This window comes from Saccharospirillum mangrovi (genome assembly GCF_003367315.1).
Classification (GTDB): Bacteria; Pseudomonadota; Gammaproteobacteria; order Pseudomonadales; family Natronospirillaceae; genus Saccharospirillum; species Saccharospirillum mangrovi.
The window spans coordinates 1,751,184-1,775,884 of sequence record NZ_CP031415.1; the positions used below are offsets into that span (position 1 = coordinate 1,751,184).

Annotated in this window: 20 protein-coding genes and 3 tRNA genes; 14 read left to right on the top strand and 9 right to left on the bottom strand. The window is 53.7% G+C overall.

Annotated elements, in window-relative coordinates:
• Positions 1 to 15: 15 nt before the first annotated feature.
• The 3 genes from DW349_RS08455 to DW349_RS08465 all read right to left on the bottom strand — a co-directional run bounded on the left by DW349_RS08455 (position 16) and on the right by DW349_RS08465 (position 2,838).
• Positions 16 to 504, bottom strand: coding sequence for a DUF934 domain-containing protein (locus DW349_RS08455; protein ID WP_157954465.1), 489 nt, complete (start codon positions 502 to 504; stop codon positions 16 to 18).
• Entirely contained in the window at positions 488 to 2,149 is a 1,662-nt protein-coding gene (locus DW349_RS08460) for a nitrite/sulfite reductase (protein WP_108127636.1), read from the bottom strand. Before DW349_RS08460 ends, DW349_RS08455 begins: the two co-directional genes overlap by 17 nt.
• A 473-nt stretch (positions 2,150 to 2,622) precedes the next feature.
• Complete coding sequence (locus tag DW349_RS08465) at positions 2,623 to 2,838, bottom strand: DUF2970 domain-containing protein (RefSeq protein ID WP_232819394.1); 216 nt, start codon at positions 2,836 to 2,838, stop codon at positions 2,623 to 2,625.
• Between the two features lie 194 nt (positions 2,839 to 3,032).
• Here DW349_RS08465 and DW349_RS08470 point away from each other — a divergent pair, with 194 nt between their 5' ends.
• From DW349_RS08470 to DW349_RS08480, 3 genes are all read left to right on the top strand, one after another.
• The gene (locus DW349_RS08470) at positions 3,033 to 7,850 is read left to right on the top strand and encodes an NAD-glutamate dehydrogenase (protein ID WP_108127640.1); all 4,818 of its coding nucleotides are present in this window, start codon (positions 3,033 to 3,035) and stop codon (positions 7,848 to 7,850) included.
• A gap of 122 nt (positions 7,851 to 7,972) precedes the next feature.
• Positions 7,973 to 8,197, top strand: a complete 225-nt coding sequence (locus DW349_RS08475; protein ID WP_108127642.1) for a DUF2835 domain-containing protein — start codon at positions 7,973 to 7,975, stop codon at positions 8,195 to 8,197.
• Between the two features lie 46 nt (positions 8,198 to 8,243).
• A complete protein-coding gene (locus DW349_RS08480; protein WP_108127644.1) occupies positions 8,244 to 9,254 on the top strand; it encodes a quinone-dependent dihydroorotate dehydrogenase in 1,011 nt (336 codons plus the stop codon).
• A gap of 65 nt (positions 9,255 to 9,319) precedes the next feature.
• On the opposite strand, the gene rmf is transcribed toward DW349_RS08480, so the two are convergent.
• Entirely contained in the window at positions 9,320 to 9,535 is a 216-nt protein-coding gene (rmf, locus tag DW349_RS08485) for a ribosome modulation factor (RefSeq protein WP_108127646.1), read from the bottom strand.
• A 274-nt stretch (positions 9,536 to 9,809) separates the two neighbouring features.
• On the opposite strand from rmf, the gene rlmKL reads away from it, so the two are divergent.
• Positions 9,810 to 11,945, top strand: a complete 2,136-nt coding sequence (gene rlmKL / locus DW349_RS08490) for a bifunctional 23S rRNA (guanine(2069)-N(7))-methyltransferase RlmK/23S rRNA (guanine(2445)-N(2))-methyltransferase RlmL (RefSeq protein WP_198650578.1) — start codon at positions 9,810 to 9,812, stop codon at positions 11,943 to 11,945.
• Here the strand turns inward: rlmKL and DW349_RS08495 are convergent.
• Positions 11,930 to 13,060 (bottom strand): methyltransferase, encoded by a 1,131-nt coding sequence (locus DW349_RS08495; protein ID WP_108127650.1) that lies wholly within the window; start codon positions 13,058 to 13,060, stop codon positions 11,930 to 11,932. The genes rlmKL and DW349_RS08495 overlap by 16 nt on opposite strands.
• A gap of 22 nt (positions 13,061 to 13,082) precedes the next feature.
• Between DW349_RS08495 and DW349_RS08500 the strand changes: the two genes are divergently transcribed.
• Positions 13,083 to 13,514 carry a secondary thiamine-phosphate synthase enzyme YjbQ gene (locus DW349_RS08500; RefSeq protein WP_108127652.1) on the top strand — a complete coding sequence of 144 codons (432 nt, stop codon included), beginning with the start codon at positions 13,083 to 13,085 and terminating at the stop codon, positions 13,512 to 13,514.
• An 8-nt stretch (positions 13,515 to 13,522) separates the two neighbouring features.
• Here DW349_RS08500 and trmA read toward each other — a convergent pair whose 3' ends face one another.
• Positions 13,523 to 14,608, bottom strand: coding sequence for a tRNA (uridine(54)-C5)-methyltransferase TrmA (gene trmA, locus DW349_RS08505; protein WP_108127654.1), 1,086 nt, complete (start codon positions 14,606 to 14,608; stop codon positions 13,523 to 13,525).
• 151 nt (positions 14,609 to 14,759) lie between these two features.
• Here trmA and DW349_RS08510 point away from each other — a divergent pair, with 151 nt between their 5' ends.
• Positions 14,760 to 15,389 carry a MiaE family protein gene (locus tag DW349_RS08510; protein WP_108127656.1) on the top strand — a complete coding sequence of 210 codons (630 nt, stop codon included), beginning with the start codon at positions 14,760 to 14,762 and terminating at the stop codon, positions 15,387 to 15,389.
• Between the two features lie 19 nt (positions 15,390 to 15,408).
• Here DW349_RS08510 and DW349_RS08515 read toward each other — a convergent pair whose 3' ends face one another.
• From DW349_RS08515 to folD, 3 genes are read right to left on the bottom strand one after another with little or no spacing between them, the layout of a single operon-like run.
• Entirely contained in the window at positions 15,409 to 16,161 is a 753-nt protein-coding gene (locus tag DW349_RS08515) for a UDP-2,3-diacylglucosamine diphosphatase (protein ID WP_108127658.1), read from the bottom strand.
• Between the two features lie 3 nt (positions 16,162 to 16,164).
• Positions 16,165 to 16,662: a peptidylprolyl isomerase gene (locus DW349_RS08520; protein WP_108127660.1), complete on the bottom strand. Its 498-nt coding sequence runs from the start codon at positions 16,660 to 16,662 to the stop codon at positions 16,165 to 16,167.
• A gap of 48 nt (positions 16,663 to 16,710) precedes the next feature.
• Positions 16,711 to 17,577 carry a bifunctional methylenetetrahydrofolate dehydrogenase/methenyltetrahydrofolate cyclohydrolase FolD gene (gene folD, locus DW349_RS08525; protein ID WP_108127663.1) on the bottom strand — a complete coding sequence of 289 codons (867 nt, stop codon included), beginning with the start codon at positions 17,575 to 17,577 and terminating at the stop codon, positions 16,711 to 16,713.
• A 174-nt stretch (positions 17,578 to 17,751) separates the two neighbouring features.
• On the opposite strand from folD, the gene DW349_RS08530 reads away from it, so the two are divergent.
• From DW349_RS08530 to DW349_RS08565, 8 genes are all read left to right on the top strand, one after another.
• Positions 17,752 to 17,828: transfer RNA gene (locus tag DW349_RS08530), tRNA-Pro, on the top strand.
• A gap of 62 nt (positions 17,829 to 17,890) precedes the next feature.
• Positions 17,891 to 17,967: transfer RNA gene (locus DW349_RS08535), tRNA-Arg, on the top strand.
• Between the two features lie 21 nt (positions 17,968 to 17,988).
• Positions 17,989 to 18,064: transfer RNA gene (locus tag DW349_RS08540), tRNA-His, on the top strand.
• A 157-nt stretch (positions 18,065 to 18,221) separates the two neighbouring features.
• On the top strand, positions 18,222 to 19,535 hold the full coding sequence (gene tig, locus DW349_RS08545; RefSeq protein WP_108127665.1) for a trigger factor: 1,314 nt from the start codon (positions 18,222 to 18,224) through the stop codon (positions 19,533 to 19,535).
• 95 nt (positions 19,536 to 19,630) lie between these two features.
• A complete protein-coding gene (gene clpP / locus DW349_RS08550; protein ID WP_108127667.1) occupies positions 19,631 to 20,269 on the top strand; it encodes an ATP-dependent Clp endopeptidase proteolytic subunit ClpP in 639 nt (212 codons plus the stop codon).
• 147 nt (positions 20,270 to 20,416) lie between these two features.
• The gene (clpX, locus tag DW349_RS08555; protein ID WP_108127669.1) at positions 20,417 to 21,703 is read left to right on the top strand and encodes an ATP-dependent Clp protease ATP-binding subunit ClpX; all 1,287 of its coding nucleotides are present in this window, start codon (positions 20,417 to 20,419) and stop codon (positions 21,701 to 21,703) included.
• Positions 21,704 to 21,816: 113 nt separating this feature from the next.
• A complete protein-coding gene (gene lon / locus DW349_RS08560) occupies positions 21,817 to 24,240 on the top strand; it encodes an endopeptidase La (RefSeq protein ID WP_108127671.1) in 2,424 nt (807 codons plus the stop codon).
• 184 nt (positions 24,241 to 24,424) lie between these two features.
• Positions 24,425 to 24,697, top strand: coding sequence for an HU family DNA-binding protein (locus DW349_RS08565; protein ID WP_108127673.1), 273 nt, complete (start codon positions 24,425 to 24,427; stop codon positions 24,695 to 24,697).
• Positions 24,698 to 24,701: the final 4 nt, after the last annotated feature.

Consider the following 24,701-nt stretch of genomic DNA (forward strand, 5'->3'; position numbering starts at 1 on the left):
GTGCCTTGATCGTTATCAGCGTTGCTGGAACAGGGGAGTTTGATGGGTGTCGCTCTGATAGTGGACGCTGAACGTATCGAGCATTGATAACGCCGTATTGGCTTCCTGCTCGTTGCGGCAGGCAAACGCATCGACGCCGCATCGTGCCAGATAATCAACCTGATCGGGCAGGAAATCGCCCACCGCACGAATTTCGCCGGTGAAGCTCAATCGTTCTCTCAGCAATCGAGCCTTGGAGAAGCTGCGACCATCGGCGAATTTAGGAAAGTGCAGTGCCACCAGTGCCAATTCGTCCAGCACTTCGGCGAGTTCGTCCACCATCTGTTCTTCGTTCAACCAGACGCCGTGTGGCTGCCCGCTGAGCTGTCCACTTTGGCGCTGTACCAGGTACTGCTGTAACGGCCATATCGCCGGGGCGTCGGTTGGTGCCGTGGTCGCTTCATCTACGATCAATACCCAGGCATCGTCCGGCTGGAGTGCACCGTTCTTAATGAGATTTTGCATAGACACGTTCCTTGAAAGGCTCCAGACCAACACGTTCGACGGTGTCGGCAAACAGTTCGTCCTGGTGACGGTGATCAACATAAACCTGGACGATTTTATCGACCACATCCGGAATATCGTCGGCATTAAATGATGGGCCGAGAATCTTGCCAACTCGGGCGTTCTGACCGGAATCGCCACCCAATGACACCTGGTAGAACTCTTCGCCTTTTTTATCGACACCCAGGATGCCGATGTTACCAATGTGGTGATGGCCACAGGCGTTCATGCAACCGGAAATGTTCAGGTCGATATCGCCCAAATCGTAGAGGTAATCGAGGTCGTCAAAGCGCGACTGAATCGATTCGGCAATAGGGATCGATTTGGCGTTGGCGAGTGCGCAATAGTCGCCGCCGGGGCAGCAGATGACATCACTGAGCGTGCCGATGTTGGCGGTTGCCAAACCAACCAGTTTGGCCGCTTCCCACAGATCGAACAGTCGATCCTGACGGACATCCGCCAATATCAGGTTCTGTTCGTGGCTGACACGCAGTTCACCGAAGGAGAATTCGTCGGCCAGTTGAGCAACGCTGCGCATCTGGTCGGCGGTGCAGTCGCCCGGCGCGTAGCCCAGTTTTTTGATCGATAAGGTAACGGCCGCGTAACCCGGCTTTTTATGCAGATGAACATTGCGCGACAGCCATTGGGCGAAGGCCGGATTATCGACTTTTTGCTGCGCCAGCAGGGCATCGGCGTCATCCAGGCTGGCGTAGTCCGGATCGATAAAGTGAGCGGCAACGCGATTGACTTCCGCTTCAGTCAAGGTCGCGGCACCGTCTTTCAGATAGGTCCATTCGGCTTCCACTTTGTCGCGGAAGGCGTCGGCACCCAGAGCTTTGACCAGTATTTTGATGCGTGCCTTGTATTTGTTGTCGCGTCGGCCGAGCAGATTGTAGACGCGCAAAATGGCTTCGAGGTAGCTGAGCAAATGCTGAGTGGGCAAGAACTCGCGAATCAATTGGCCGACCAGCGGAGTTCGACCCAGACCGCCACCAACGAAGACGCGGAAACCCAGTTCATTGACGTCATTACGAACCAATTCCAAACCGATGTCGTGGAAACGCACCGCCGCACGATCTGAACTCGGGCTGCCGTTGACGGCAATCTTGAATTTGCGCGGCAGGAAGGCGAATTCCGGGTGCAGCGTGGACCATTGACGAATCAGCTCGCACCAGGGCCGTGGATCGGCGATCTCGTCACGCAGCACACCGGCAAACTGGTCCGTGGTGGTGTTGCGGATGCAATTGCCTGATGTCTGGATGGCGTGCATTTGTACCTGCGCCAAACCGGCAAGAATATCGGGAACGTCTTCCAATGCCGGCCAATTGAACTGGATGTTCTGGCGCGTGGTGAAGTGGGCATAGCCTTTATCAAAGGTTTCGGTCAGTTCGGCCAGCTTGCGCAGCTTGGTGGAATCAAGCAGACCATAAGGGATGGCAATACGCAGCATGGGCGCATGGCGCTGAATATAGAGGCCGTTCTGCAGTCGCAACGGCAGAAATTCCTCGTCAGCCAACTGGCCATCCAGGTAGCGCTCAGTTTGTTCACGGAACTGAGCGACGCGTTCATCAACCACTTTCTGGTCGAACGAGTCGTAAACGTACATCAAGGCAACCTGTTATCGGTCTGGTGAAGGGTGGCGCTACTCTAGCGAAGTTTCCTTATTCCAGGAATGATTTAATTTTCATAATTTGAGCTCATACCGTTATATGGCGGCGCTTGAACCAGCTTCGTATAGAGAGTTAAATGACCGCGGTATTCGGCAATTCCAGCTGTCGTATCGGCCGAAACTGGCGCCTAGAACAACAACAACGGGAGAAGAATCCATGGCCAGCAAGAAAGTAGGAATGAGTGATGCTCAGGCGGACGCCATTGCCGCTGTGGTAATCGTAGCGACCGTGGTCGCTGCCGCTATATATTGGGTTGCGACGGCTGCGTGAGCCGTCAGAGTGAATCATCGACGTTCAAGAATACGCAGAGATTGATGGGTCAGCGCTGCTGCTGATCTGAAAAAGGGCCTGAACATAGGCCCTTTTTCTTTGCTTTGTGACGTACAAAGCGTGTTTGGCGAAGTAAAGATTAAGGGGCCAGGGTGCGCACCAGCAGAATCAGCGCCAATACAAACCCGATCGTCAAAACTACCCCTCCGATGATAAACGGCCAGATGCTGGTGGACTGGAAATCGTTGATCCGATTCTTGTCGCTTTGCACACCCACGAGGCCGGCCAGCAAACTGAGCACCAGACGTTTCAATCCCATCCGACCTTCCGGCCGAGGTGTTGATTTGTCAGACATCCGCATTTCTCCTTGTATTTTCGCTGGCAACTTTCAGTATTGCGACCCGACTCCTGAAAAGGCGACACCTTTTGCGCCAGCGCTATGGCGAGTGTTTGTCTATGCTAGAGAATAGATTCGTTCATACCAACGGCACAATGGTTGCCACCCGCTGGTCCGGGCCGCACCTGATAACAACTCTATAGAGGCTAAAAATGACCACCACCCTGTCACCTCGACGGATTGAGTTACTCGACTCCCTTTTCACACGTTTAACGCCTCATTTCCCCAAGAACAACCACGCTGACCTGCGTGTGCTTATTGACCATCTGTTCCAGCACGCCTCCATGCAGGATTTAGCCAACTACGATGGAACTGACCTGGCCGGCATGGTGGTGTCGCTGTGGCGCGTTTTGCAGCAGCACCAAACGAGCCAGCAGAACATTGTGGTGTTCAACCCTAACGTCGAGGAGAACGAGTGGCAGTCGCCGCACACCATCGTCACGGTGCTGCATGAGGACGAGCCCTTTGTGATTGACTCAGTGCGGCTGACGTTGAACCGCATGGCGGCAAACATCCACACCATTTTCCACGCCAGCCTGGGTGTCGCGCGCGATCAGAAAGGCAACTTTCAGCGCTTTGATAAAGAAAAGCCTCGGGAGCTTTTGCTGTGTATTGAAGTCGACCGGACCACAGTGGCTGCGGAACGGGACGACATCGCCAACGCCATCAACTCGGTTATTGATGAAGTTAAACGGGTCATCACCGACTACCCCAAAATTCTGCAGAAAACTGACGATGCAGTCGCTGATTTCCGCTCCCTGAAATACCCCGTTGACCAAGCCGAACTGGATGAAGCAGACGTTTTTATGAAGTGGTTGGCCGACAACCATTTTACCTTCCTGGCTTATGACGAATACGAAATCGAAGACGGCAAGGTCAAACAGGTTGAAGGCAGCGCTTTGGGTTTGTTCAAACAGGGCAGCAAACGGCGCGAAGAGTTTATTGACGAGATGACAGAGCAGCGCCGGGCACACGTATTCGAACCCGAGTTGTTGATTTTTTCCAAATCCGGACGGCGCTCCAATGTGCATCGTCCTGCCTATTCCGATTACGTATTGGTCAAGCGATTCAATGACAGGGGCGAAGTCATTGGTGGGCGGCGTTTTCTGGGGCTTTATACCTCGACCGTCTACAACGGTTCGCCTGACACCATTCCGGTCGTACGTCGCAAAATCGAACGGGTACTGGAACAAAGCGGCTTTTCCAAAGGCAGCCATAATTACAAAGAATTGGCGGCCATTTTGTTTACCTTCCCGCGTGATGAACTGATTCAGGCGTCCATCGACACCTTGTTGAATATGACACTGGATGTGTTGTCCATCCAGGAACGCAAGCGCATTCGCCTGCTGTTGCGCAAAGATATTTACGGCAAATTCCTGACCGCCATTGTCTATGTGCCACGTGATATTTTTAACTCGCAATTGCGTCAGCAAGTGCACGATATGCTGGCCGAACATTTTGATGTGGAAGGTTCGGATTTTACGACTTTCTTCAGCGAGTCGGTTCTGGCGCGAACGCGTCTGGTGTTTAAACTGAAGAAGCCCATTGATGGCGAATTGCCGACAGAAGCGTTGGAAAAACGCATCTTTCAAATTGCCCGACGTTGGACCGATGAGTTGCAACAGGCGCTGGTGGAAAACTTTGGGGAAGAGCACGGTGTGCAACTGCATCAACGCTATAACCAGGCGTTTCCGGCCAGCTACCGCGAGCAATACAGTGCACGCGTCGCCGTTGCCGACGTGCAGCGCATGGAGTCGCTGAATAAGAAAAACGCCGAGCCAATTGCACTCAGTTTTTATCGCGCCATGGAACCGACTGGTAGCGAACTCAAGCTGAAGATTTTCAAGAAAGGCGAGGCTTTGCTGCTGTCGGAGTTGATGCCGGTATTGGAAAATCTTGGCTTAAAAGTCATCGACGAATACCCCTACGAAATCAATTACGGCGATAACCAGTGCACCTGGATTTATGATTTCTCTTTGCTGTACGAGCCGAATCCGTTGCTGGACCCGGTGCAATATCGTGAAGAATTTGCACGCGCCTTTTTAAATATCTGGAATGGTCGTGCCGAAAGCGACAGTTACAACCAACTGATCTTGCGTGCCAAATTAACCTGGCGGGAAGTCGCCATGTTGCGCGCCTACGCTCGCTACATGAAGCAAATTCGTTTCGGGTTATCGCAAGAATATATTGCCGATACGTTGATCAAATACACCGACATTACTCAGAATCTGGTTGAGCTATTTTCGGCGCGATTCAACCCGGAAAAACAAAGCAGTGCGGCCAAAGACATCGACAAATGGCTGGACGCCATTAACGAGCAGCTGGAGGCGGTCAACAACATCAACGAAGACCGCATCGTGCGGCGCTACATGGAATTGATTAAAGCCACGCTGCGCACCAACTTTTATCAACCCGGCGACGATGGCAAACGCAAGGACTATTTCAGCTTTAAACTGAACCCAGCGAAGATCAGCAACATCCCGTTGCCCAAACCCATGTTTGAGATCTTTGTCTATTCACCGCGCATCGAAGGTGTGCATTTGCGTGGCGGTAAAGTTGCGCGTGGTGGCCTGCGTTGGTCCGATCGTATTGAAGATTTCCGCACCGAAGTTTTGGGTCTGGTTAAAGCACAGCAGGTGAAGAACGCGGTGATTGTTCCGGTCGGCGCCAAGGGCGGTTTTGTCGCCAAGCAATTGCCGGTGGATGGTGACCGCGAAGCAATTCAGGCAGAAGGCATTGCCAGCTACAAGACCTTTATCCGGGCGTTGTTGGACATCACCGATAATCTGCAGGACGGCGCTGTCGTGCCACCTGAGCAAGTGGTGCGCTACGACGAAGACGATCCCTACCTGGTGGTCGCCGCCGATAAAGGCACCGCCACTTTCTCTGACATCGCCAACGCCGAAGCCATCGATTACGGCTTCTGGTTGGGTGACGCCTTTGCTTCCGGCGGCTCCAACGGTTACGACCACAAGAAGATGGGCATTACCGCACGCGGTGCCTGGGTCAGCGTGCAACGTCATTTCCGCGAGTTGGGCATCGACGTTCAAAAAGACCCAATCAGCGTGGTCGGTATCGGCGACATGGCGGGCGATGTGTTCGGCAATGGCTTGCTGCGTTCTGAGTCGGTCAAACTGGTCGGTGCGTTTAACCACATGCACATTTTTGTGGATCCGAATCCGGATGCGGCCAAAAGTTTTGCCGAGCGCAAACGAATGTTCGAATTGCCACGGTCCAGTTGGGAAGACTACAACGCCGAGTTGATTTCCAAAGGCGGCGGTATTTTCAACCGCAGTGCCAAGTCGATTCCGGTCAGCAAAGAAATGAAAGAACTGTTCGGTATCAGCAAAGCCAAGATCGCGCCGAACGATTTGATCAGCGCCATGCTGACGGCGCCAGTAGATTTATTGTGGAACGGCGGCATCGGCACTTACGTCAAAGCCAGCCATGAAAACCACGCCGACATCGGCGACAAAGCCAATGATGCCCTTCGCGTTAACGCACGTGACTTGCAGTGCAAGGTAATCGGTGAAGGAGGCAACCTTGGTTTCAGCCAGTTGGGCCGGGTTGAGTTCAACCTGAATGGCGGTCGCTGCTTTACCGATTTCATCGACAACGCCGGCGGCGTGGATTGTTCGGACCACGAAGTGAACATGAAAATCCTGCTCGACGATTTGGTCACCAGCGGCGATTTAACCGTCAAGCAACGCAACGACTGGTTGTTCAAACTGACCGAAGACGTGTCCAAATTGGTGTTGCGCAACAACTATAGGCAAACCCAGGCGTTGGGCATTGCCTATACCGAATCGGTGCGGCGGGTCGAAGAATACCGGCGCCTGATCAATGCCATGGTGGCTGCGGGCAAACTCAATCGTGAGCTGGAATTTTTGCCATCCGATGAAGTGATCAGCGACCGCAAAGTACAGGGCCAGGGCCTGACGCGACCGGAATTGTCAGTGTTGATTTCCTATGTCAAAGGCGATCTGAAAGAGCAATTGATCAAAGCCGATGTCGCTCAGGATGCGTATCTGGAAACTGCGGTGACCACAGTCTTCCCGGAGCCGATGCGCAAGAAGTTTGGCAAGTCGATGCATCAGCATCGTTTGCGTGGGGAAATCATTGCCACTCAGGTGGCCAATGACATCTTCAACTACATGGGCATTTCGTACTTTAACCGCCTGCAGGAAAGCACCGGCGCGTCGCCGCTTGAAGCGGCAAAAGCCTACGTGGCGGCACGCGATATCTTCGGCCTGCACCAGGTTTGGGACGAACTGGAAGCACTGGACCATAAAATCGACACCGAATTGCAAAGCCGCCTGATGTTGAAAACCGCGCGCATGGTGCGCCGTGGCAGCCGTTGGTTGATTAAAAATTACCGCACCGGTATCGACATTCAGACGGTTCTGGATCTGTATCAAAAACCGATTCAGGACATGGTGGGCCAATTGGAGCATTTGTTACCGGACGATCAAAAAGAAGTCTGGCTGAACGAATCGAATCAGTTGGTGGAGCAGGGCGTTCCGGAAGCCTTGGCGCGTCGCGTTTGTGCATCCGACATGCTGTACACCGCGCTGGGCGTGGTCGCAGTGGCGCAGAGTCAGGAACGAGATCCGTTGCAGGTGGCGCAGGGTTATTTCCGTGTCGGCGATGCGTTGGAGCTCGATAGCTTTGCTGAGCAGGTTAACGGCTTGAGCGTCAACACGCACTGGCAAGCCATGGCGCGAGAATCATTCCGTGACGATCTGGAATGGCAACAGCGCCGCATCACCCAAGGGTTGTTCAGTCAGATCAGCAACGAAACCCTGGATGAACTGGTGGACGATTGGCTGGAACGAAATCAGATTCTGGTCGAACGCTGGCTGCGGATGATGAGCGAAATTCGCGCTGTCGGTGAACCGGAATTCAGCATGTACAGCGTTGCGATTCGCGAGTTGCTCGACCTGTCGCAAGCTACGATGCCGGAACTGTGACGCGTCCGTATTAACCTCACTTCTCCAGCCCTTTCCAAGCGCCGCTGCCAGCCAGCGGCGCTTGCGCCGTTTTCTACATTGGCGATAATTCTCCCGGTTTCGCTGGCTGGACTCTCGTTTTTATGGCTCAAACCCTGATTGTCGATCTGTATATTTCGGCCGATGACTACCTGCGTCATTACCAGGGAGCCGTGCGTCAGGTGTCGTGTGAAGCACGCGACGGTCGGCGAGTTCGTTTTCCATCCGCGATTTTGCAGCGCTTTGTTACTCACAGCGGTATCCAGGGCAGTTTTGCCTTGGAAGTCGATGACGATTTCAAACTGGTGGGCATCCGCCGCATCGCCTGAGGCTGGTATACTGCCGGCCGCTTTCTATCAGTTGGGACCATCCGCCATGTACGACATTCTCCGCCCGGCCTTGTTTGCATTCAGTCCGGAGACAAGCCACGACCTGAGTTTGGAATCGTTGGCGGCGGCGCATCGGTTGGGGTTGAGCCGGTGGTTCCCCAAAGTGCCCAGTTGTGATCCGGTGCAACAGTGGGGGCTTGAGTTCGCAAATCCGATTGGCCTGGCGGCCGGTCTGGATAAAAACGCGGACTATCTGGATGCGCTCGGTGCGCTGGGTTTTGGCTTCGTCGAAGTCGGCACGGTTACGCCGCGCCCGCAACAGGGCAACCCGAAACCCCGGCTGTTTCGACTGCAAAACAGCCAGGCGATCATCAACCGGATGGGGTTCAATAACAAAGGCGTGGATCATCTGGTTACTCAGGTTCGAAAAAGCCAATACCCCGGCGTCATCGGCATCAACATCGGAAAAAATAAAGACACACCGGAAGATCGGGCGCTGGACGATTATGTGTATTGCCTGGATCGGGTTTATCGCTACGCGGGTTATGTCGTAGTTAATTTGTCGTCACCCAACACACCGGGTTTGCGCAATCTTCAGTTTGGTGACGCCCTGAAAACTCTGCTGGCAGGGTTGCAGCAGCGACAGCAGCAATTGGCGGATCAATACGGCTTCAAACCCATCCTGATCAAGATCGCGCCGGATTTGAATGAATCTGAGATCGATGCCATTTCAGCGGTGTTTAACGAATTCGAAGTGGACGGTGTTGTCGCTACCAACACGACGTTGGCACGGGACGCGGTTTCGGGTGAACGCTTTGCCGGCGAAGCGGGGGGCTTGTCGGGCCAGCCCTTGTTCCATGCATCAACCGAAGTATTGCGCGCGTTTCGTCGTTATCTGAAACCGACCATTCCGCTGATCGGGGTCGGCGGTGTGTTGTATGGCGACGATGCGCGCGTCAAAAAAGACGCCGGTGCTGACTTGGTGCAAATTTACAGCGGTTTTATTTATCGCGGCCCCAGGTTGATTCAGGAGTGTATCGAGGCCTGGCAGGATTAATGGCGCGAATGCGCTAATAAAAAGCCGGCACTCGGCCGGCTGAAACTGACGCTGAGTGTTGGGCGTCAGTGGTGAATCAGTACTTCATTGAGGCGATGTATTCCGCGCACGCCAGTCAGCCCATCCCATTGATCGCTGCGCCCTTCACGCCAGCCATTCATCCATTCCTGGTGCAGTTCCGGTATGCCGCTGGGGCAAAGGTTCTTGGAACGGCCTTCCAGCCCGGCCAGATAGCCTTTCTGGTAAGCTCGTTCACGGCGGTCACGCTTTTGTCGCTTCATAGATAGACCTCTCCTGCTGTCCATGTTGAAGTGGGATCGGTCAGAACAACCAATCCCGATGAGGCTGCCCTCAACCGAGTTGTATCGAAAACCATCCACCGGTGTCGATGAACGAATCCGTCTAAAAAACGCCACACTTAGTGGTTACTGTAATAAAATAGACATCCCCATTGCGTGGGGGTTACAGCCCGTTCTCTAAGCCCGTTCGAGCTTTTTTAAATCGTTACCGTCTTAGAAGTTGCCTTTTTCATAGAGAATCCGTCTAAAAATGACCATGACCGAACCCGCCACATTTTGGGTGACTTGCCCGCAGGGCTTTCATCGACTACTGAAGCCGGAAATCACCCAGATTACGGGCCAGCCGGCGGTGGATTGGTCGCGGGGGCTGGCGTTTGAAGGATCATTGGCGGACGCCTATCGCCTGTGTTTGTGGAGTCGCTTGGCAAACCGGGTGCATCTGGCGTTGGGGCAAAGTGACAACCTCAGCCTGGACGGACTGGTCGCCTTGGTCGATGGCGTCGACTGGGATCAGCACGTTCGCCCCGGTGGCAGTTTGCGCGTGGATTTTCAAGGCCGAATGAACGGTATCGACGATCCGCGTTATGGCGCCCAGAAAGTTAAGGACGTCATTGTCGATCAGATGCGCGCCCGCCATGGCATTCGCCCCAGCGTGGAACGTGATGCGCCAGATATCGTTGTTTTTGTCCAGGTTGGCCGACAGCGCATTGACCTGGGTTTGGATTTATCGGGCGATTCGTTACATCGACGCGGCTATCGTCAGGCCACAGGCCCGGCACCGCTCAAAGAAAATCTGGCGGCCGCTGTGTTGATGGCCGCCGACTGGCCGCGCCGTGCAGCAGCCGGTGAAGCCTTTATCGATCCGCTCTGTGGCTCCGGTACCTTGGTGGTCGAAGCCGCCATGATAGCGGCGGACATGGCACCGGGGCTGCTGCGCCGTCGCTTCGGTTTTGACGGCTGGCAGGGGCATGATCGCGGCCTTTGGAATGAATTGACCAGCGAAGCGCGGCAACGCCGGCTGGATGGCGAACAAACGATGAGCCCAGTGCTCGGCTACGATGCTGACGGCGGTGTTGTTGCCCGCGCTAATGAAACGCTGGAGCGACTCGGGCTGTCGCGTCAGGCGCGTTGTTACCACAAACCGCTGAGTGAATGGACCAAGCCAACGCATTGGACCTTGCAGCCGGGTTTGGTCGCCTGTAATCCGCCTTATGGCGAACGCCTGGGAAACAAGCCGGAGTTGCTCGCGCTGTATCGGCGGTTGGGTGACATTGCTCAGAGCGAACTGCCGGACTGGACCCTGGGTGTTTTGACGTCCGACACCGTTCTGGCTCGGGAAACTGGCCTGAAAGCGAGCGCCAAAGAGCGCTTTTTTAACGGTCGGATCGAAACGCACTTGTATGTGTTCGAGCCGGGTGAACGCACTGCGACTCAGACGCCGGCGATGGCCGAGCAAGACAGCGCTTTGCGCAATCGTTTGCTGAAAAATCTGAAGCAGCGACGCAAATCGTTAAAAGGTAAAGACATCGAAGCCTTCCGTTTGTACGACGCTGATTTGCCGGAATTCGCGTTGGCGATTGATGTCTATGGTGATCAATATCACGTGCAGGAATACGCGCCGCCGCGCGAAATTCCTGAAGACAAAGCCCGGGCTCGATTGCTGCACGCTCTGGCAGTTTTAGGCGACGTCATGCAAGCACCAGCCGAGAACATTGTGCTCAAACAACGCCAGCGACAAAAAGGTCACGCGCAATACGAACGTCAGGCGCAAAGCGGTGAATTTTTCACCGTACAGGAAGAGGGTGTGACGCTGCAGGTGAATTTGCGCGATTATCTCGATACCGGCTTGTTTCTGGACCATCGACCTACGCGAACTTGGCTGCAACATCAGGCCAGGAGTCAGCGATTTTTAAATCTGTTTTGCTACACCGGCGCGGCGACCGCGCATGCGTTTGTTGGCGGTGCCGCGACCACGACCAGTGTCGATTTGTCGCGAACCTATTTGAATTGGGCGCGGGAAAACTTGCGTCTCAATGGCGGCCGGCCCGACGCCAAACATCGCTTCATTCAAGCCGATTGCTTGCAGTGGTTGACCGAATGTCGCGAACAATTCGACCTGATTTTTCTCGACCCCCCAACCTTCAGTAACTCAGCGCGCATGAGCGATACACTGGATATTCAACGCGATCAGCAAGCTTTGATCGACAGTGTGATGAAGGTGTTGGCGCCCGATGGTTTGTTGGTGTTTTCCAATAATTTCCGCAAATTCAAACTCGATTCTGAATTGGAAGAGCGTTATCAAACCAGTGAAAAAACATCGGTCTCTGTGCCGTTCGATTTCCAGCAGAAACGACCGCACCGATGCTGGCATTTACGTCACAAAGCGCGTTGATGTTTTACACCGCGCGCTGAAATAACTACGAATTTAGGATGGGCGGAACGCACGGTGACGTCGTTGAAATAGCGCGTCAGCCGTTGGTGATAATTGAGGTGCCGGTTGCCGACCATCCAGAACTCACCGTTACTGGCCAGTGCATTGGCTGCGTCTTGAATCATCTGTTCGGCGATAGTGTCGGTGAGACTGGTGTCCTGATGAAACGGCGGGTTGCACAACACCAGCGGCACATCCGATAAACCCAGTTCCCGCACGCTGTTGTTGTGATACAACGTCAGGCGATCTTCCAATTGATTGGCGCTTGCACTGGCAAACGCCGAGGCAATGGCTTGAGCGCTTTCGTCGATGCCGATGGCTCGAGCCTGTGAAAACTGAGTGAGATAACTCAACGCCAGGATGCCATTACCGCACCCCAAATCCAGCACGCGATCAACCGCTGGCAGCTGATTAAAACAAGCGAGAAAGGCGAGGGCGCCAGGGTCTGGACGCTGGGCACTGAAACAGCCCGGTTCGCAAATTAATTGCACCCCCTGAGACGTACGATAGGTCTGTGCTTGCGGCGGTGTCGCAGCGACCGGTTCAGCCAACTCTACGCAACGAGCTTTCTTGACGGCCCGTCCCGGGTTCACGTGACCAAACCAACGTTGCATGACTTTTTGATGGCCTTCGCTCAGATGCTTTACCATGCCAAGCGCGTATAGCTTGCCGTCGGGTGAGAGTCGCTGGGCCAAGTGGCTTAACTGCCATTCGAATAAGGCCGTCGATTTGGGTATTTGCATGGCGACGCAGCTAATTGTTGATGGCAATTGATCGGCAGAGTCGATCAAGGTGGGTATCGGACAGTTATTGCGCGGGCAATTTGCCAGTAACGCCTGGCGGGCCATGGCGCTGTCTTGCCACCAACCAAGAACTTGTTTGCCCAAGGCCACGGCTAGCGCGCCGAAACTGTCATTGACGATCAAGATATCGCGTTGCTCTTGGGCGTCGTTTAGTCGCGCAAGCAGCAGTTCATCAGCCGCGTTCCAGGCTAGCAATTGCGGATCGGCCGGAACGCGGTCCAGTTGGAATGACGAAAAGTCGGTGGGCAGCGGCGAGAAGTTTGGAATGGTCACAGTCAGAAATGGGGATCGTTGAATGTCGGTTTGGATACAGCAGGAAATTCTATTGCAACCGCGACCACGCGGGTTTCATTTGATCACGGATGACATTGTGGCCGAGCTGCCGTCGCTGCGTTCAATTCGGGTTGGCTTGTTGCATTTGTTATTGCAGCACACTTCAGCGTCGCTGACCATCAATGAGAACGCCGATCCCAGCGTGCGCACGGATTTTGAAACCGTATTCAACAGCCTGGTGTCGGAAGACCGCCGCGACCTGATACACACCTATGAAGGTGACGATGATATGCCTGCTCACATCAAGTCGTCTTTGTTGGGTGTCTCTCTTACTCTGCCTGTTCGCGACGGACGCCTGGTGTTGGGCACCTGGCAGGGCATCTATCTGGGCGAGCACCGAAATCAGGGCGGGCGGCGGCGTGTGGTTGCAACTCTGCAGGGGCAGGGCGACTAACAGCCACGCTAATCTCGACGTAAAACCAAACCGGCTTCCATGTGGTCGGTATAGGGGAATTGATCGAACAGTGCGGCCGCTTCGATTCGATACTCGCTCCCCAAGTCTGCAACATTTTGTGCCAGCGTTTCTGGATTGCAGGAAATGTAGAGTATCCGTTCAAAGCGTTTAGCCAGCGCGATGGTGTCGGCATCCAGACCTGCCCGCGGTGGGTCAACCAACAGCGTTTTGAAGTCGTACTGATCGATCTCCCATTCTCTTAACCGGCGCGATTCGGTTTGGCCCAGCCAGGCGGCGGAAAAATCTTCACTCGACATGCGAGCGATACGCAGATTGTCGATCTGATTGGCAGCGATGTTGTGTTGCGCACTGTTGACTGAGACGCGAGAAATTTCCGTGCCCAACGCCCGCTCAAAATTATCCGCCAGTGGAATGCTGAAATTGCCGTTACCGCAATACAGCTCCAGAAGATCACCTGCACTGTGTTCGCTGTGCTGTTTCGCCCAGCCGACCATCTGTTCGCAGACGCCGGCGTTAGGCTGGGTAAAGCTGTTTTCGTATTGACGGAAATGGTATTCGCGCCCACGAATGTTCAGCGTCTCGTTAACGTAGTTGCGCTCCAGCACCAGGCGTTGTTTGCGGGCGCGGCCGATTACCGCTGCCTGCCATTGCGATTGCCAATGGCGCGCGCGTTGTTCCCAGGCGTCATCCAGCTTTCGGTGATACAGCAGTGATATCAGCGCATCGCCGGTTTGGGTGGTAAGGAATTCCACCTGAAACAACTTATGGCGCAATTCCGGATCGCTTAAAACTGCCTCCCGAACTTTGGGCATTAATTCGTTAATGCGCTGGCTGGCTACCGGAAATTCATCGACCCGCAGCGGCGTTTTGGGATCGGCCGGATCAAACATGGCGTACCAGCCGTCGTCGCCATCGTGCCAGAAGCGAAATTCGGCGCGCATCCGGTAGTGCGTGGGCTGCGACGGGAATACTGCCAGTTCGGGCAGTGGCCGGTTGGCAAAGAGTGCGTGGAGTCGCTCGACCTTGGTGTCGAGTTGTTCCTGGTAGTGTTCAGGGGCGAAAGGAAAGGGCATTTTGTTCTCTGATGGCAGACGCGCACGCCATTCTAGTCAGGCAAACTAGGACCTCTATTTTATACCGTTATCTTTTGCTGTTTTGGTCCATGGGTGGCCTTGTTTAGTGGCGCCGTTATAATGCGGCCCTCACAGAATCTGGCGCTTTACTATGACCGTCCTCAGTCACTCCGACTGCCAATCGTTGCTCGAAGACATTCCTGATTTCCTCGGCGCGGCAACACCTCAAGCCTGGATCGATCACGCTCTGACGCAACTCCCGTTGCTGCTGATCGATCACGCTCAGTGTGAAAAAAAAGCCGCATCGACGGCGATATCGATGATGTACAAGTATGTTGATCGGCGTGATCTGCTGGCCAAGATGAGCAAGTTGGCACGTGAGGAACTGGTGCATTTTGATCAGGTGCTGAAATTGATGGACAAACGCGGGTTGGAATATCGGCATTTAACCGCCGGTCGTTACGCCGGTGCCTTGCATGAGCTGATCCGCAAAGCCGAGCCAGAGCAATTAATCGACCGGTTGATTGTTGGCGCTTTTGTTGAGGCTCGCTCATGTGAGCGTTTTGCAGCTCTGGTGCCGTATCTGGACGACGAATTAGGGCGCTTCTACGCTTCGCTGCTGAAAAGTGAAGCTCGCCATTATCGGCATTATTTGGGATTGGCGAGGCAGTATTCGCTGGACGACATTCAGCCAAGAGTGGTGGCGTTTCGCGAACGGGAAGCCGAGTTGATTAGTACGCCAGACGATGTTTTTCGCTTCCACAGCGGCATTCCTGCCTGAACCGAAACCGGGCTTCCTCTTACAGAGTCGGCCCGGTCTCTATACTAAACCGGTGCAGTTGTTGATGCTCTGGTTCAAACGATAAATACCAACCGTGTTGATACCAATCGCCCAAAACCAGACGTGGTTTGGTCACACCCTTTGCCACGGAATGAAGATGCCAGTCGGCCATGTGCGTATGGCCATGTACCAATCCATCGACATCCGTGCTCATCAAGCTCTCGATAACGGCGGATTCGTTGACATCCACATAGCGCACCATGCGCGCACGGCTTTGGTCTTTGCTGCTTTGACGCAGTTTTTCGGCGATACGCAGACGCCACGGTAGCGGCAAACGCAATAGCGTTCCCAGTACCCAACGGTTTTGAATGATACGTCGGTAGCGTTGGTAGGCTTTGTCATCGGTGCACAAGCCATCACCATGGCTTAACAGCCAACGCGAACCGCCGAGTTTGGCGATTGTCGGGTCTTGGATCAAAGTGCCACCGCACCGCTGGGCGTATCCATCGCGCATAGCAAAGTCGCGATTGCCGACCATCAGATAGATATCAATGGATGACGACAGGGCGCGAAGCCGATCGGCTATTTCGAGATGGAACTCCGATGCCGCATCGTCACCGACCCAGTACTCAAAAAAATCGCCCAGAATGAAGAGCGCCTGAGTCCGGTCCGGTAACTGATCCAGCAGTTGAAAAAAAGCCCGGGTGATGGCCGGGCGATTTTCCATGAGATGCAGATCGGAAATGACAATGGCCCGATCGTAAATCAGCATCGATCAGTCCAGCAGCGTGGCTTTTTCGATAACAACGTCGTCAGCCGGCACATCGCTGTGGCCGGCGGCGAACGTGGTCGGGACGCCCTTGATGCGATTCACCACGTCCATGCCGTCGGCAACCTTGCCGAATACCGCGTAACCCCAGCCGTCGGGTGTTTCGGCGGTGTGGTTCAGAAAGCCGTTGTCGGCAACGTTAATAAAGAACTGGGCTGTGGCGGAATGTGGGTCCATGGTGCGGGCCATGGCAATGGTGCCGATGTCGTTCTTTAAGCCGTTGTTGGCTTCGTTGTCGATGGGTTCGCCAGTGGGGCGCTGTTTCATGCCCGGCTCAAAACCACCGCCTTGGATCATAAAGTTGTTGATAACGCGGTGAAACACCAGGCCGTCGTAGTGGCCCGCTTTCACGTAGTTGGCGAAGTTGTCGCTGGTCTTGGGTGCGTTCTCGGTGTCAAGTTCCAGGGTGATGTCACCGAGGTTGGTGGTCAGTAATACTTTCACAGGCGCTCCTTAATGATTCAGTGCGAGGGTTTGGGTCAGCGCAAAGGCTTAATGCGTTAAGTTCAGGTGCAGGCGTTTGGCTGCAATTAAGGTGTTTTCCATCAAGGTGGCGACGGTCATTGGCCCGACGCCGCCAGGAACGGGAGTAATCCAGGCGGCGCGATCAGCAGCGGTAGCAAACTGAAGGTCGCCGGAGAGCGAGCCATCTTCCAAGCGGCTGATGCCAACATCAATGGCGATGGCGCCTTCCCGGATCCAGTCGCCCGGAATAAAGCCAGGCTTGCCAACGGCGGCGACTAAAATGTCGGCCCGACGCACATGGCTTTCCAGATTTTCTGTAAAACGGTGCGCGGAGGTGACGGTACATCCTGCCAGCAGCAATTCGAGCATCATCGGGCGTCCGACGTGATTGGAGGCGCCAATAACCACAGCCTCTTTTCCACGCAGTGGCACACCGGTCTCGCGCAATAGCGTCATGATGCCTTTCGGAGTACAGCTTTCCAGCATGGGGCGACGTTGCATCAATCGACCGGCGTTGAACGGGTGGAAGCCGTCGACATCTTTATCCGGCCGGATGCGCTCGACAATGGTGTCGGCGTTGATGTGTTCTGGCAGCGGCAGTTGGACCAGAATGCCATCAATGGAGGCGTCTTCATTCAGTTCGTCAATTAACGTGATCAGTTCGCTTTCGCGAGTCGAGGTGGGCAGATCGTGGCTGACGGATTTAAAGCCGACTTCCTCACAGGCGCGTCGTTTACTGCCGACGTAGACCTGGGACGCCGGATCGGAGCCAACCAGAATAACCGCCAGACCCGGCGGGCGGATGCCTTGTTCGGTCAGGTTGGAGACTTCTTCGGCGATACGAGCGCGAAGATTGGCGGCAATGGCTTTGCCGTCCAGAAGCTGAGCTGGCATTCGTAGCTCCATAGAAAGTTTGCCAAATTTTCTCACGGTGGCGATAGGCGGGCAAGCGAACAGGGCAGCCAACTGACGCTATCATCTTGTTTTTGCTGAATTTTTCAAAGAAAGCATTTGACGACCCCCAAGGGCATGGGTACTATGCGCCGCACGTTGACGGGACGTCGTGCTCGGAGCATAGCGCAGTCTGGTAGCGCATCTGGTTTGGGACCAGAGGGTCGGGGGTTCGAATCCCTCTGCTCCGACCAAATTTAGCGGTGTCGTCCCGGTGAGCGAGGCGAACAGATCCGGGCTCGGGTCAGTTTAGTAAGCGCCCGTAGCTCAACCGGATAGAGCACTCGCCTTCTAAGCGAGTGGTTGCGGGTTCAAGTCCTGCCGGGCGTACCAGTCTCGTGACAACGTAATGTGGTGGGCGTAGCTCAGTTGGTAGAGCCCTGGATTGTGATTCCAGTCGTCGTGGGTTCGAGTCCCATCGTCCACCCCACCTTCTTCTTAAAAGAGCCGCTTGTCGGCTCTTTTTGTATGCTGTTCGGGGTGCGTCAGTCGGGGTGCTCCCAGTGTGCCAGGCTTGATTCGGGCTTGGTCTATCCCTACATTAACCGCCCCTCAAATTATTGGTATAGAAAGCAAGAGGAAACCTCATGCAAGTCTCTGTCGAAGCGACTGGCGGCCTGGAGCGTCGTCTGACTGTTGGCGTCCCGGCCAGCGAAGTCGATGGTGCCGTGAATCAAAAGCTCAAGGAAACCGCACGTCGCGTTCGCATCGACGGTTTCCGCCCCGGTAAAGTGCCTGTTGCTGTTGTTAAGCAGCGCTTTGGCGACGGTATCCGCGCTGAAGTGTTGCAAGATGTGGTTCAGCAAAACTACGCCAAAGCCATTACCGAACAAAAACTGACGCCTGCTGGTATGCCGCGCATCGAATTCACTCGCGACAAAGCGGGTGAGGATGTTGAGTTTGTCGCTACCTTTGAAGTGTTTCCGGAAGTGAAACTGGCTGACATCAGTGGTTATTCGTTCGATAAGCCGAGCGCCGAAGTGACGGACGCCGATGTCGATACCATGATTGACAATCTGCGCAAGCAAAAAGCCGAATACAAACCGGTTGAGCGGGCGGCCCAAAAGGGCGATCAGGTTAAAATCGATTTTGTCGGCAAAGTGGGCGATGAAGTCTTTGAAGGCGGCAGCGCCAAAGATCAAACGCTGGTGTTGGGCTCTGGTCAGATGATTCCTGGCTTTGAAGACGGCATCGAAGGCATCAAAATCGGTGAAACCAAACCGGTCAAAGTGACGTTCCCGAAAGAATACGGCAATAAAGATCTGGCCGGTAAGAAGGCTGTGTTCGACATCACTGTCAACGCTGTTGCAGAGCCGGAACTGCCAGAGTTGGATGAAGCGTTCTTCCAGGCGTTTGGTAGTCAGCATACCGATGTGGGCGGTTTCAAAGCTGAAGTTCAGAAGAACATGGAACGCGAAGCGCGCAATGCTTTGCAGTCCAAGCTGAAAACGACCGTGATCGATAAACTGCTGGAAGACAACAATCTGGACGTGCCGGCCGCGCTGATTGACGATGAAATTGGTCGTCTGCAGCAGCAAGCGGTGCAGCAGTTCGGTGGTGGTGCGCAGATGGATCCGTCCAGCCTGCCGAAAGAACTGTTCCAGGATCAGGCTGAGCGACGCGTCAAAATCGGTCTGCTGATGAATGAGCTGATTGAAAGCGCCAAGCTTAAGCCGGAAGAGGCTGAGGTGCGCGCTTACATTGAAGATCAGGCATCGGTGTACCAGGATCCGCAGCAGGTCATTGACTACTATTACAGCAATGGTGAGTTAATGAACCAAGTCCGGGCCATGGTTGTTGAAAACGCCGCAATCGACTATATCCTCAGTAAATCCAAGGTGAACGAAACCACCATCGGATACGAGGATGCCGTCAAGTCAAACGGCGCGGAGCAAGGCTGATCGCAGGATCAGGGTTGAACCGCTCGATTTAGACCGCACTGAAAGTTGGCGCTTCCCTGAGGTGCCAACTTTTTTGCTATTTAGGAGTCGCTTGAATGTCACACTTTGCTGCACATGGGGCTGCACCCGATATCATGAACGCCAGCGGTCTCGTTCCCATGGTCGTGGAGCAATCATCACGCGGTGAGCGGGCTTATGACATCTATTCCCGCCTGCTGAAAGAAAACGTCATTTTCCTGGTTGGCCCGGTTGAAGACCACATGGCCAATCTGATCATCGCCCAGTTGCTGTTCCTGGAAAGTGAAAATCCGGATAAAGACATCAATCTGTACATCAACTCGCCAGGCGGTTCAGTAACCGCCGGCATGGCGATCTACGACACCATGCAATTCATCAAGCCAGACGTTTCCACCATGTGCATAGGTCAGGCTGCCAGCATGGGTGCTTTGTTGCTGGCCGGTGGTGCCAAGGGTAAGCGTCTGTGTCTGCCGAATTCTCGAGTCATGATTCACCAGCCGTTGGGTGGGTATCAGGGCCAGGCGTCTGACATCGAAATTCACGCCCGCGAAATCATTGAAATGAAGCAGAAGCTGAATGAAATCCTCGCACATCACACCGGTCAAACGCTGGATGTGATTGAACGAGATACCGACCGAGACAACTTTATGAAGGCTGAAGATGCCGTTGCCTATGGTCTGGTGGATCAGGTTTTGCACAATCGCAGCGTTGATTGATAACGGCGTTAGAATACAAAATAGTCGATAAATCAAAGGCTTGCGTCTACTTATCAGAGGCGCTAAGTCGCGACAAAAAACTTGCAATTGCCCGTATGTGGTTTCATCTTTAATGAGCGATACGGGTTTCAGGTATGGAGTAGTTGAATGGCCGACGATAGAACCGGAAAAGGCGAAGACGGCAAACTGCTGTACTGTTCTTTCTGCGGAAAGAGCCAGCATGAAGTCCGCAAGCTGATTGCCGGGCCATCGGTATTCATTTGCGACGAGTGCGTTGACCTGTGCAACGACATAATTCGTGAAGAACTGCAAGACAGTGGTCCGAAAGATGAAAGTAGCCGTCTGCCCACGCCAGCGGAGATTCGCGAGACGTTGGATGAATACGTTATTGGTCAGTCGCGCGCCAAGATGGTGTTGTCAGTCGCTGTATATAACCATTACAAGCGGCTTCAGTATGGTGACAGCAACGACGACGTCGAACTGAGCAAATCCAACATCTTGCTGATTGGCCCTACCGGTAGTGGTAAGACATTGCTGGCCGAGACGCTGGCGCGCATGTTGAATGTCCCCTTTACCATTGCGGATGCCACCACGCTGACTGAAGCGGGTTACGTTGGCGAAGACGTAGAGAACATCATTCAGAAGCTGTTGCAGAAATGCGATTACGATGTCGACAAAGCCCAGCGTGGCATTGTGTACATCGATGAGATCGACAAGATTTCCCGTAAATCGGACAACCCGTCTATCACCCGCGATGTTTCCGGGGAAGGCGTACAGCAGGCCCTGCTGAAGCTGATCGAAGGTACCGTCGCGTCGGTGCCGCCACAAGGCGGTCGCAAGCATCCACAGCAGGAATTTCTGCAAGTGGATACCGGCAATATCTTGTTTATCTGCGGTGGCGCGTTTGCCGGCCTGGACAAGATCATCCGGGATCGCTCCGAAAAAGGTGGCATCGGTTTTAATGCCGCAGTTAAGAGCAAAGATCGAGATCGTAAGCTGGGTGAAACGATTGCCGAAGTCGAGCCGGAAGATTTGGTGAAATACGGCCTGATTCCAGAATTCATCGGTCGTTTGCCAGTCGTGGCGACGCTGACGGAGCTGGACGAAGCCGCTCTGATTCAGATTCTGACGGAACCGAAAAACTCTCTGGTGCGTCAGTACCAGAAGCTGTTTGATATGGAATCGGTCGAACTTGATTTCCGGATGAGCGCGCTTAAAGCAGTGGCCAGCAAAGCCATGGAGCGTAAGACGGGTGCGCGTGGTTTGCGCTCCATTCTCGAAAACGTATTGCTGGATACCATGTACCGCATTCCGTCAGAGACGGGTGTAACTAAGGTGGTCATCGAAGAGAGCGTTATTAGAGGCGAATCTGAACCGCTGCTGATATACGAAAACCAGGACACCCAGAAAACGGCTAACGGTCAGTCTGACTGATCTGAGGCAAAACGGGCCGACTGGCCCGTTTTTCATTTCCGGAGCTTGATTTAACGAGCCCGCGCCGCCATTAACTTTGCCAATAATTCAACGCTTTCCGAGGTTTGATGAGTATGGAGCGTTCCGACTCCCAAAACGGCGATCCTATCGTATTACCGCTGCTGCCGCTGCGTGATGTGGTTGTCTATCCGCACATGGTTATCCCGTTGTTTGTCGGTCGGGAAAAATCCATAGCGGCGTTGCAAGCTGCCATGGATGACGGCAAGAAAATCCTCTTGGTTGCACAGCGCAATGCGTCGGACGACGATCCGAATCAAAATGATTTGTACCAGGTAGGTACGCTGGCCACAGTGTTGCAACTGCTTCGTTTGCCGGACGGAACAGTCAAAGTCCTGGTCGAGGGTGTCGATCGGGTAGCGATCGATGAGTTAATCGATGCAGAAGATTATCTGCGCGGTCATGCCTCTATGATGGAAGGGGCCTTGCTGAGTGAGCGCGAAAGCGAATCTCTGGTCCGGATCCTGATGTCTCAGTTCGACAAATATGTCCAACTGAGCAAGAAAGTTCCTTCAGAAGTCATCACATCACTGAACAGCATCGAAGAGCCGGGTCGGTTGGCCGACACCATTGCCGCACATCTGTCGTTGAAAATTGACGAGAAGCAGCAGGTGTTGGAACTGGCGGGTGATCGTGAACGTATCGAACATTTGCTGTCGGTTCTGGAAACTGAAATTGATCTGTTGCAGGTCGAAAAACGCATTCGCGGCCGCGTCAAAAAGCAAATGGAAAAATCGCAGCGTGAGTACTATTTGAATGAGCAAATGAAGGCCATTCAAAAAGAACTGGGCGATTTGGATGAGGCCAACCCCAACGAAGTTGAAGAACTCGAAAATCGTATCGAAAACGCTGGCATGCCCAAAGATGCCAAAGACAAGGCGAAGTCTGAGTTGAGCAAACTCAAAATGATGTCGCCAATGTCTGCGGAGGCGTCGGTCGTTCGGAACTATTTGGATTGGATGGTCAATGTTCCTTGGTCCAAACGATCTCGCGTTCGCCACGATTTAAGTCGCGCCAAAGAAGTGCTCGAAGAAGATCATTACGGTCTTGAAGAAGTCAAAGAACGCATTCTCGAGTACTTGGCGGTTCAGCAGCGGGTTAAGAAAGTGAAAGGCCCCGTTTTGTGCTTGGTTGGACCTCCGGGTGTGGGTAAGACATCATTAGGCCAATCCATCGCACGTGCGACTAATCGCAAGTTTGTGCGTATGGCACTGGGTGGTGTGCGCGATGAGTCTGAAATGCGCGGCCATCGTCGTACTTACATCGGTTCCATGCCAGGCAAGATCATTCAAAAACTGAGCAAGGTTGAAGTGCGTAATCCGCTCTTTTTGCTGGATGAAATTGACAAGATGGGAATGGATCACCGCGGTGATCCGGCGTCAGCCTTGTTGGAGATTTTGGATCCGGAACAAAACCACACCTTTAACGACCATTATTTGGAAGTCGATTACGACCTCTCAGATACCATGTTCGTTTGTACGGCAAATTCGATGAACATTCCTGGTCCATTGTTGGATCGTATGGAAGTTATTCGTTTGCCGGGTTACACCGAAGACGAAAAAATCAACATTGCCGAACGTTATTTGCTGCCGAAGCAATTGAAAGCCAATGGCTTGAAAGACAATGAGTTGGTGTTGCCGACTGAAACCATTCGCGATCTGATTCGTTACTATTCCCGCGAAGCCGGTGTGCGTAGCTTGGAGCGTGAAATCGCCAAGATCTGCCGTAAAGTGGTTAAGAACAACGTGTTGGACAAGTCCCAGCAATCAACCACCATTGGCCCGGATCAACTGGAAGATTATTCCGGTGTGCGCCGATTCAAATTCGGTTTGGCCGATAAAGACAATCAGATTGGCATGGTAACGGGTCTGGCCTGGACATCTGTCGGTGGTGAATTGCTGAACCTGGAAGCGACAGCCGTACCAGGAAAAGGACGTACTGTGCAGACCGGTTCGCTGGGTGATGTGATGAAAGAGTCCATTCAGGCAGCCCTGACCGTTGTGAGGTCTCGTGCACAGAGCCTGGGCATCATGCCAACTTTCAGTGAGAACCGCGATCTGCACATTCACGTTCCTGAAGGCGCGACACCGAAAGACGGTCCGTCTGCGGGTATTGGTATGGCAACGGCACTGGTTTCCGTGCTGACAAAAATACCGGTACGTGCGGATGTGGCAATGACCGGTGAGATCACGCTGAGAGGTCAGGTATTGCCTATCGGCGGATTAAAAGAGAAACTCTTGGCCGCGCGCCGGGGTGGCATTAAGACAGTGATCATTCCGCAGGAAAATGTGCGCGACTTAAAGGAAATTCCCGACAATATTAAGAATGATCTGGACATTCGACCCGTTGAATGGATCGATGAAGTGTTGAATGTTGCTTTGGAGCGCAGTCCGACCGCTTTAACCGATGAAGAAGTTGAAGCTGAAATGGCTAAAGCTCGCTCTGAGAGCCAGACAACATCTAGCCTCAGCACCCATTAGAACTGCTTGACAGTCGAAAAATGGGGCTGGTATAAAGTGTTTTCGACTCGTCTCGAAGCATAGGCTGAATAATAAACAAAACAGGTGCGGCAACCTCGTTATCGGGGCCGGGCGTCTGTTGTACTCCGGCCAACACCAAGGACGTGAGAACCGCATCTCACAACGAAGTTAAAAGGGGAAAAGTGTGAATAAGTCTGAATTGATTGATGCTGTAGCAGCGGCAGCCGACATTCCTAAAGCGGCAGCTGGTCGGGCATTGGATGCCATGATCGACTCCGTAACCGATACCTTGAAGAAAGGTGATCAGGTGGTTCTGGTTGGTTTTGGTACGTTTGGTGTTAAAGAGCGTGCGGCACGCACCGGTCGCAACCCGCAAACGGGCCAGCCGATTGAAATCAAAGCGGCCAAGGTTCCGAATTTCAAAGCTGGTAAAGCGCTGAAAGACGCCGTCAACTGATTTA

Coding starts and splice junctions, on each gene's coding strand:
- trmA (WP_108127654.1), bottom strand. CDS start 14,608: ATGCCCTTTCCTTTCGCCCCTGAACACTACCAGGAACAACTCGACACC.
- clpX (WP_108127669.1), top strand. CDS start 20,417: ATGGCCGACGATAGAACCGGAAAAGGCGAAGACGGCAAACTGCTGTAC.
- folD (WP_108127663.1), bottom strand. CDS start 17,577: ATGCCAGCTCAGCTTCTGGACGGCAAAGCCATTGCCGCCAATCTTCGC.
- DW349_RS08460 (WP_108127636.1), bottom strand. CDS start 2,149: ATGTACGTTTACGACTCGTTCGACCAGAAAGTGGTTGATGAACGCGTC.
- DW349_RS08480 (WP_108127644.1), top strand. CDS start 8,244: ATGTACGACATTCTCCGCCCGGCCTTGTTTGCATTCAGTCCGGAGACA.
- DW349_RS08465 (WP_232819394.1), bottom strand. CDS start 2,838: ATGTCTGACAAATCAACACCTCGGCCGGAAGGTCGGATGGGATTGAAA.
- rmf (WP_108127646.1), bottom strand. CDS start 9,535: ATGAAGCGACAAAAGCGTGACCGCCGTGAACGAGCTTACCAGAAAGGC.
- DW349_RS08510 (WP_108127656.1), top strand. CDS start 14,760: ATGACCGTCCTCAGTCACTCCGACTGCCAATCGTTGCTCGAAGACATT.
- DW349_RS08470 (WP_108127640.1), top strand. CDS start 3,033: ATGACCACCACCCTGTCACCTCGACGGATTGAGTTACTCGACTCCCTT.
- tig (WP_108127665.1), top strand. CDS start 18,222: ATGCAAGTCTCTGTCGAAGCGACTGGCGGCCTGGAGCGTCGTCTGACT.
- clpP (WP_108127667.1), top strand. CDS start 19,631: ATGTCACACTTTGCTGCACATGGGGCTGCACCCGATATCATGAACGCC.
- lon (WP_108127671.1), top strand. CDS start 21,817: ATGGAGCGTTCCGACTCCCAAAACGGCGATCCTATCGTATTACCGCTG.
- DW349_RS08515 (WP_108127658.1), bottom strand. CDS start 16,161: ATGCTGATTTACGATCGGGCCATTGTCATTTCCGATCTGCATCTCATG.
- rlmKL (WP_198650578.1), top strand. CDS start 9,810: ATGACCGAACCCGCCACATTTTGGGTGACTTGCCCGCAGGGCTTTCAT.
- DW349_RS08455 (WP_157954465.1), bottom strand. CDS start 504: ATGCAAAATCTCATTAAGAACGGTGCACTCCAGCCGGACGATGCCTGG.
- DW349_RS08500 (WP_108127652.1), top strand. CDS start 13,083: ATGTCGGTTTGGATACAGCAGGAAATTCTATTGCAACCGCGACCACGC.
- DW349_RS08475 (WP_108127642.1), top strand. CDS start 7,973: ATGGCTCAAACCCTGATTGTCGATCTGTATATTTCGGCCGATGACTAC.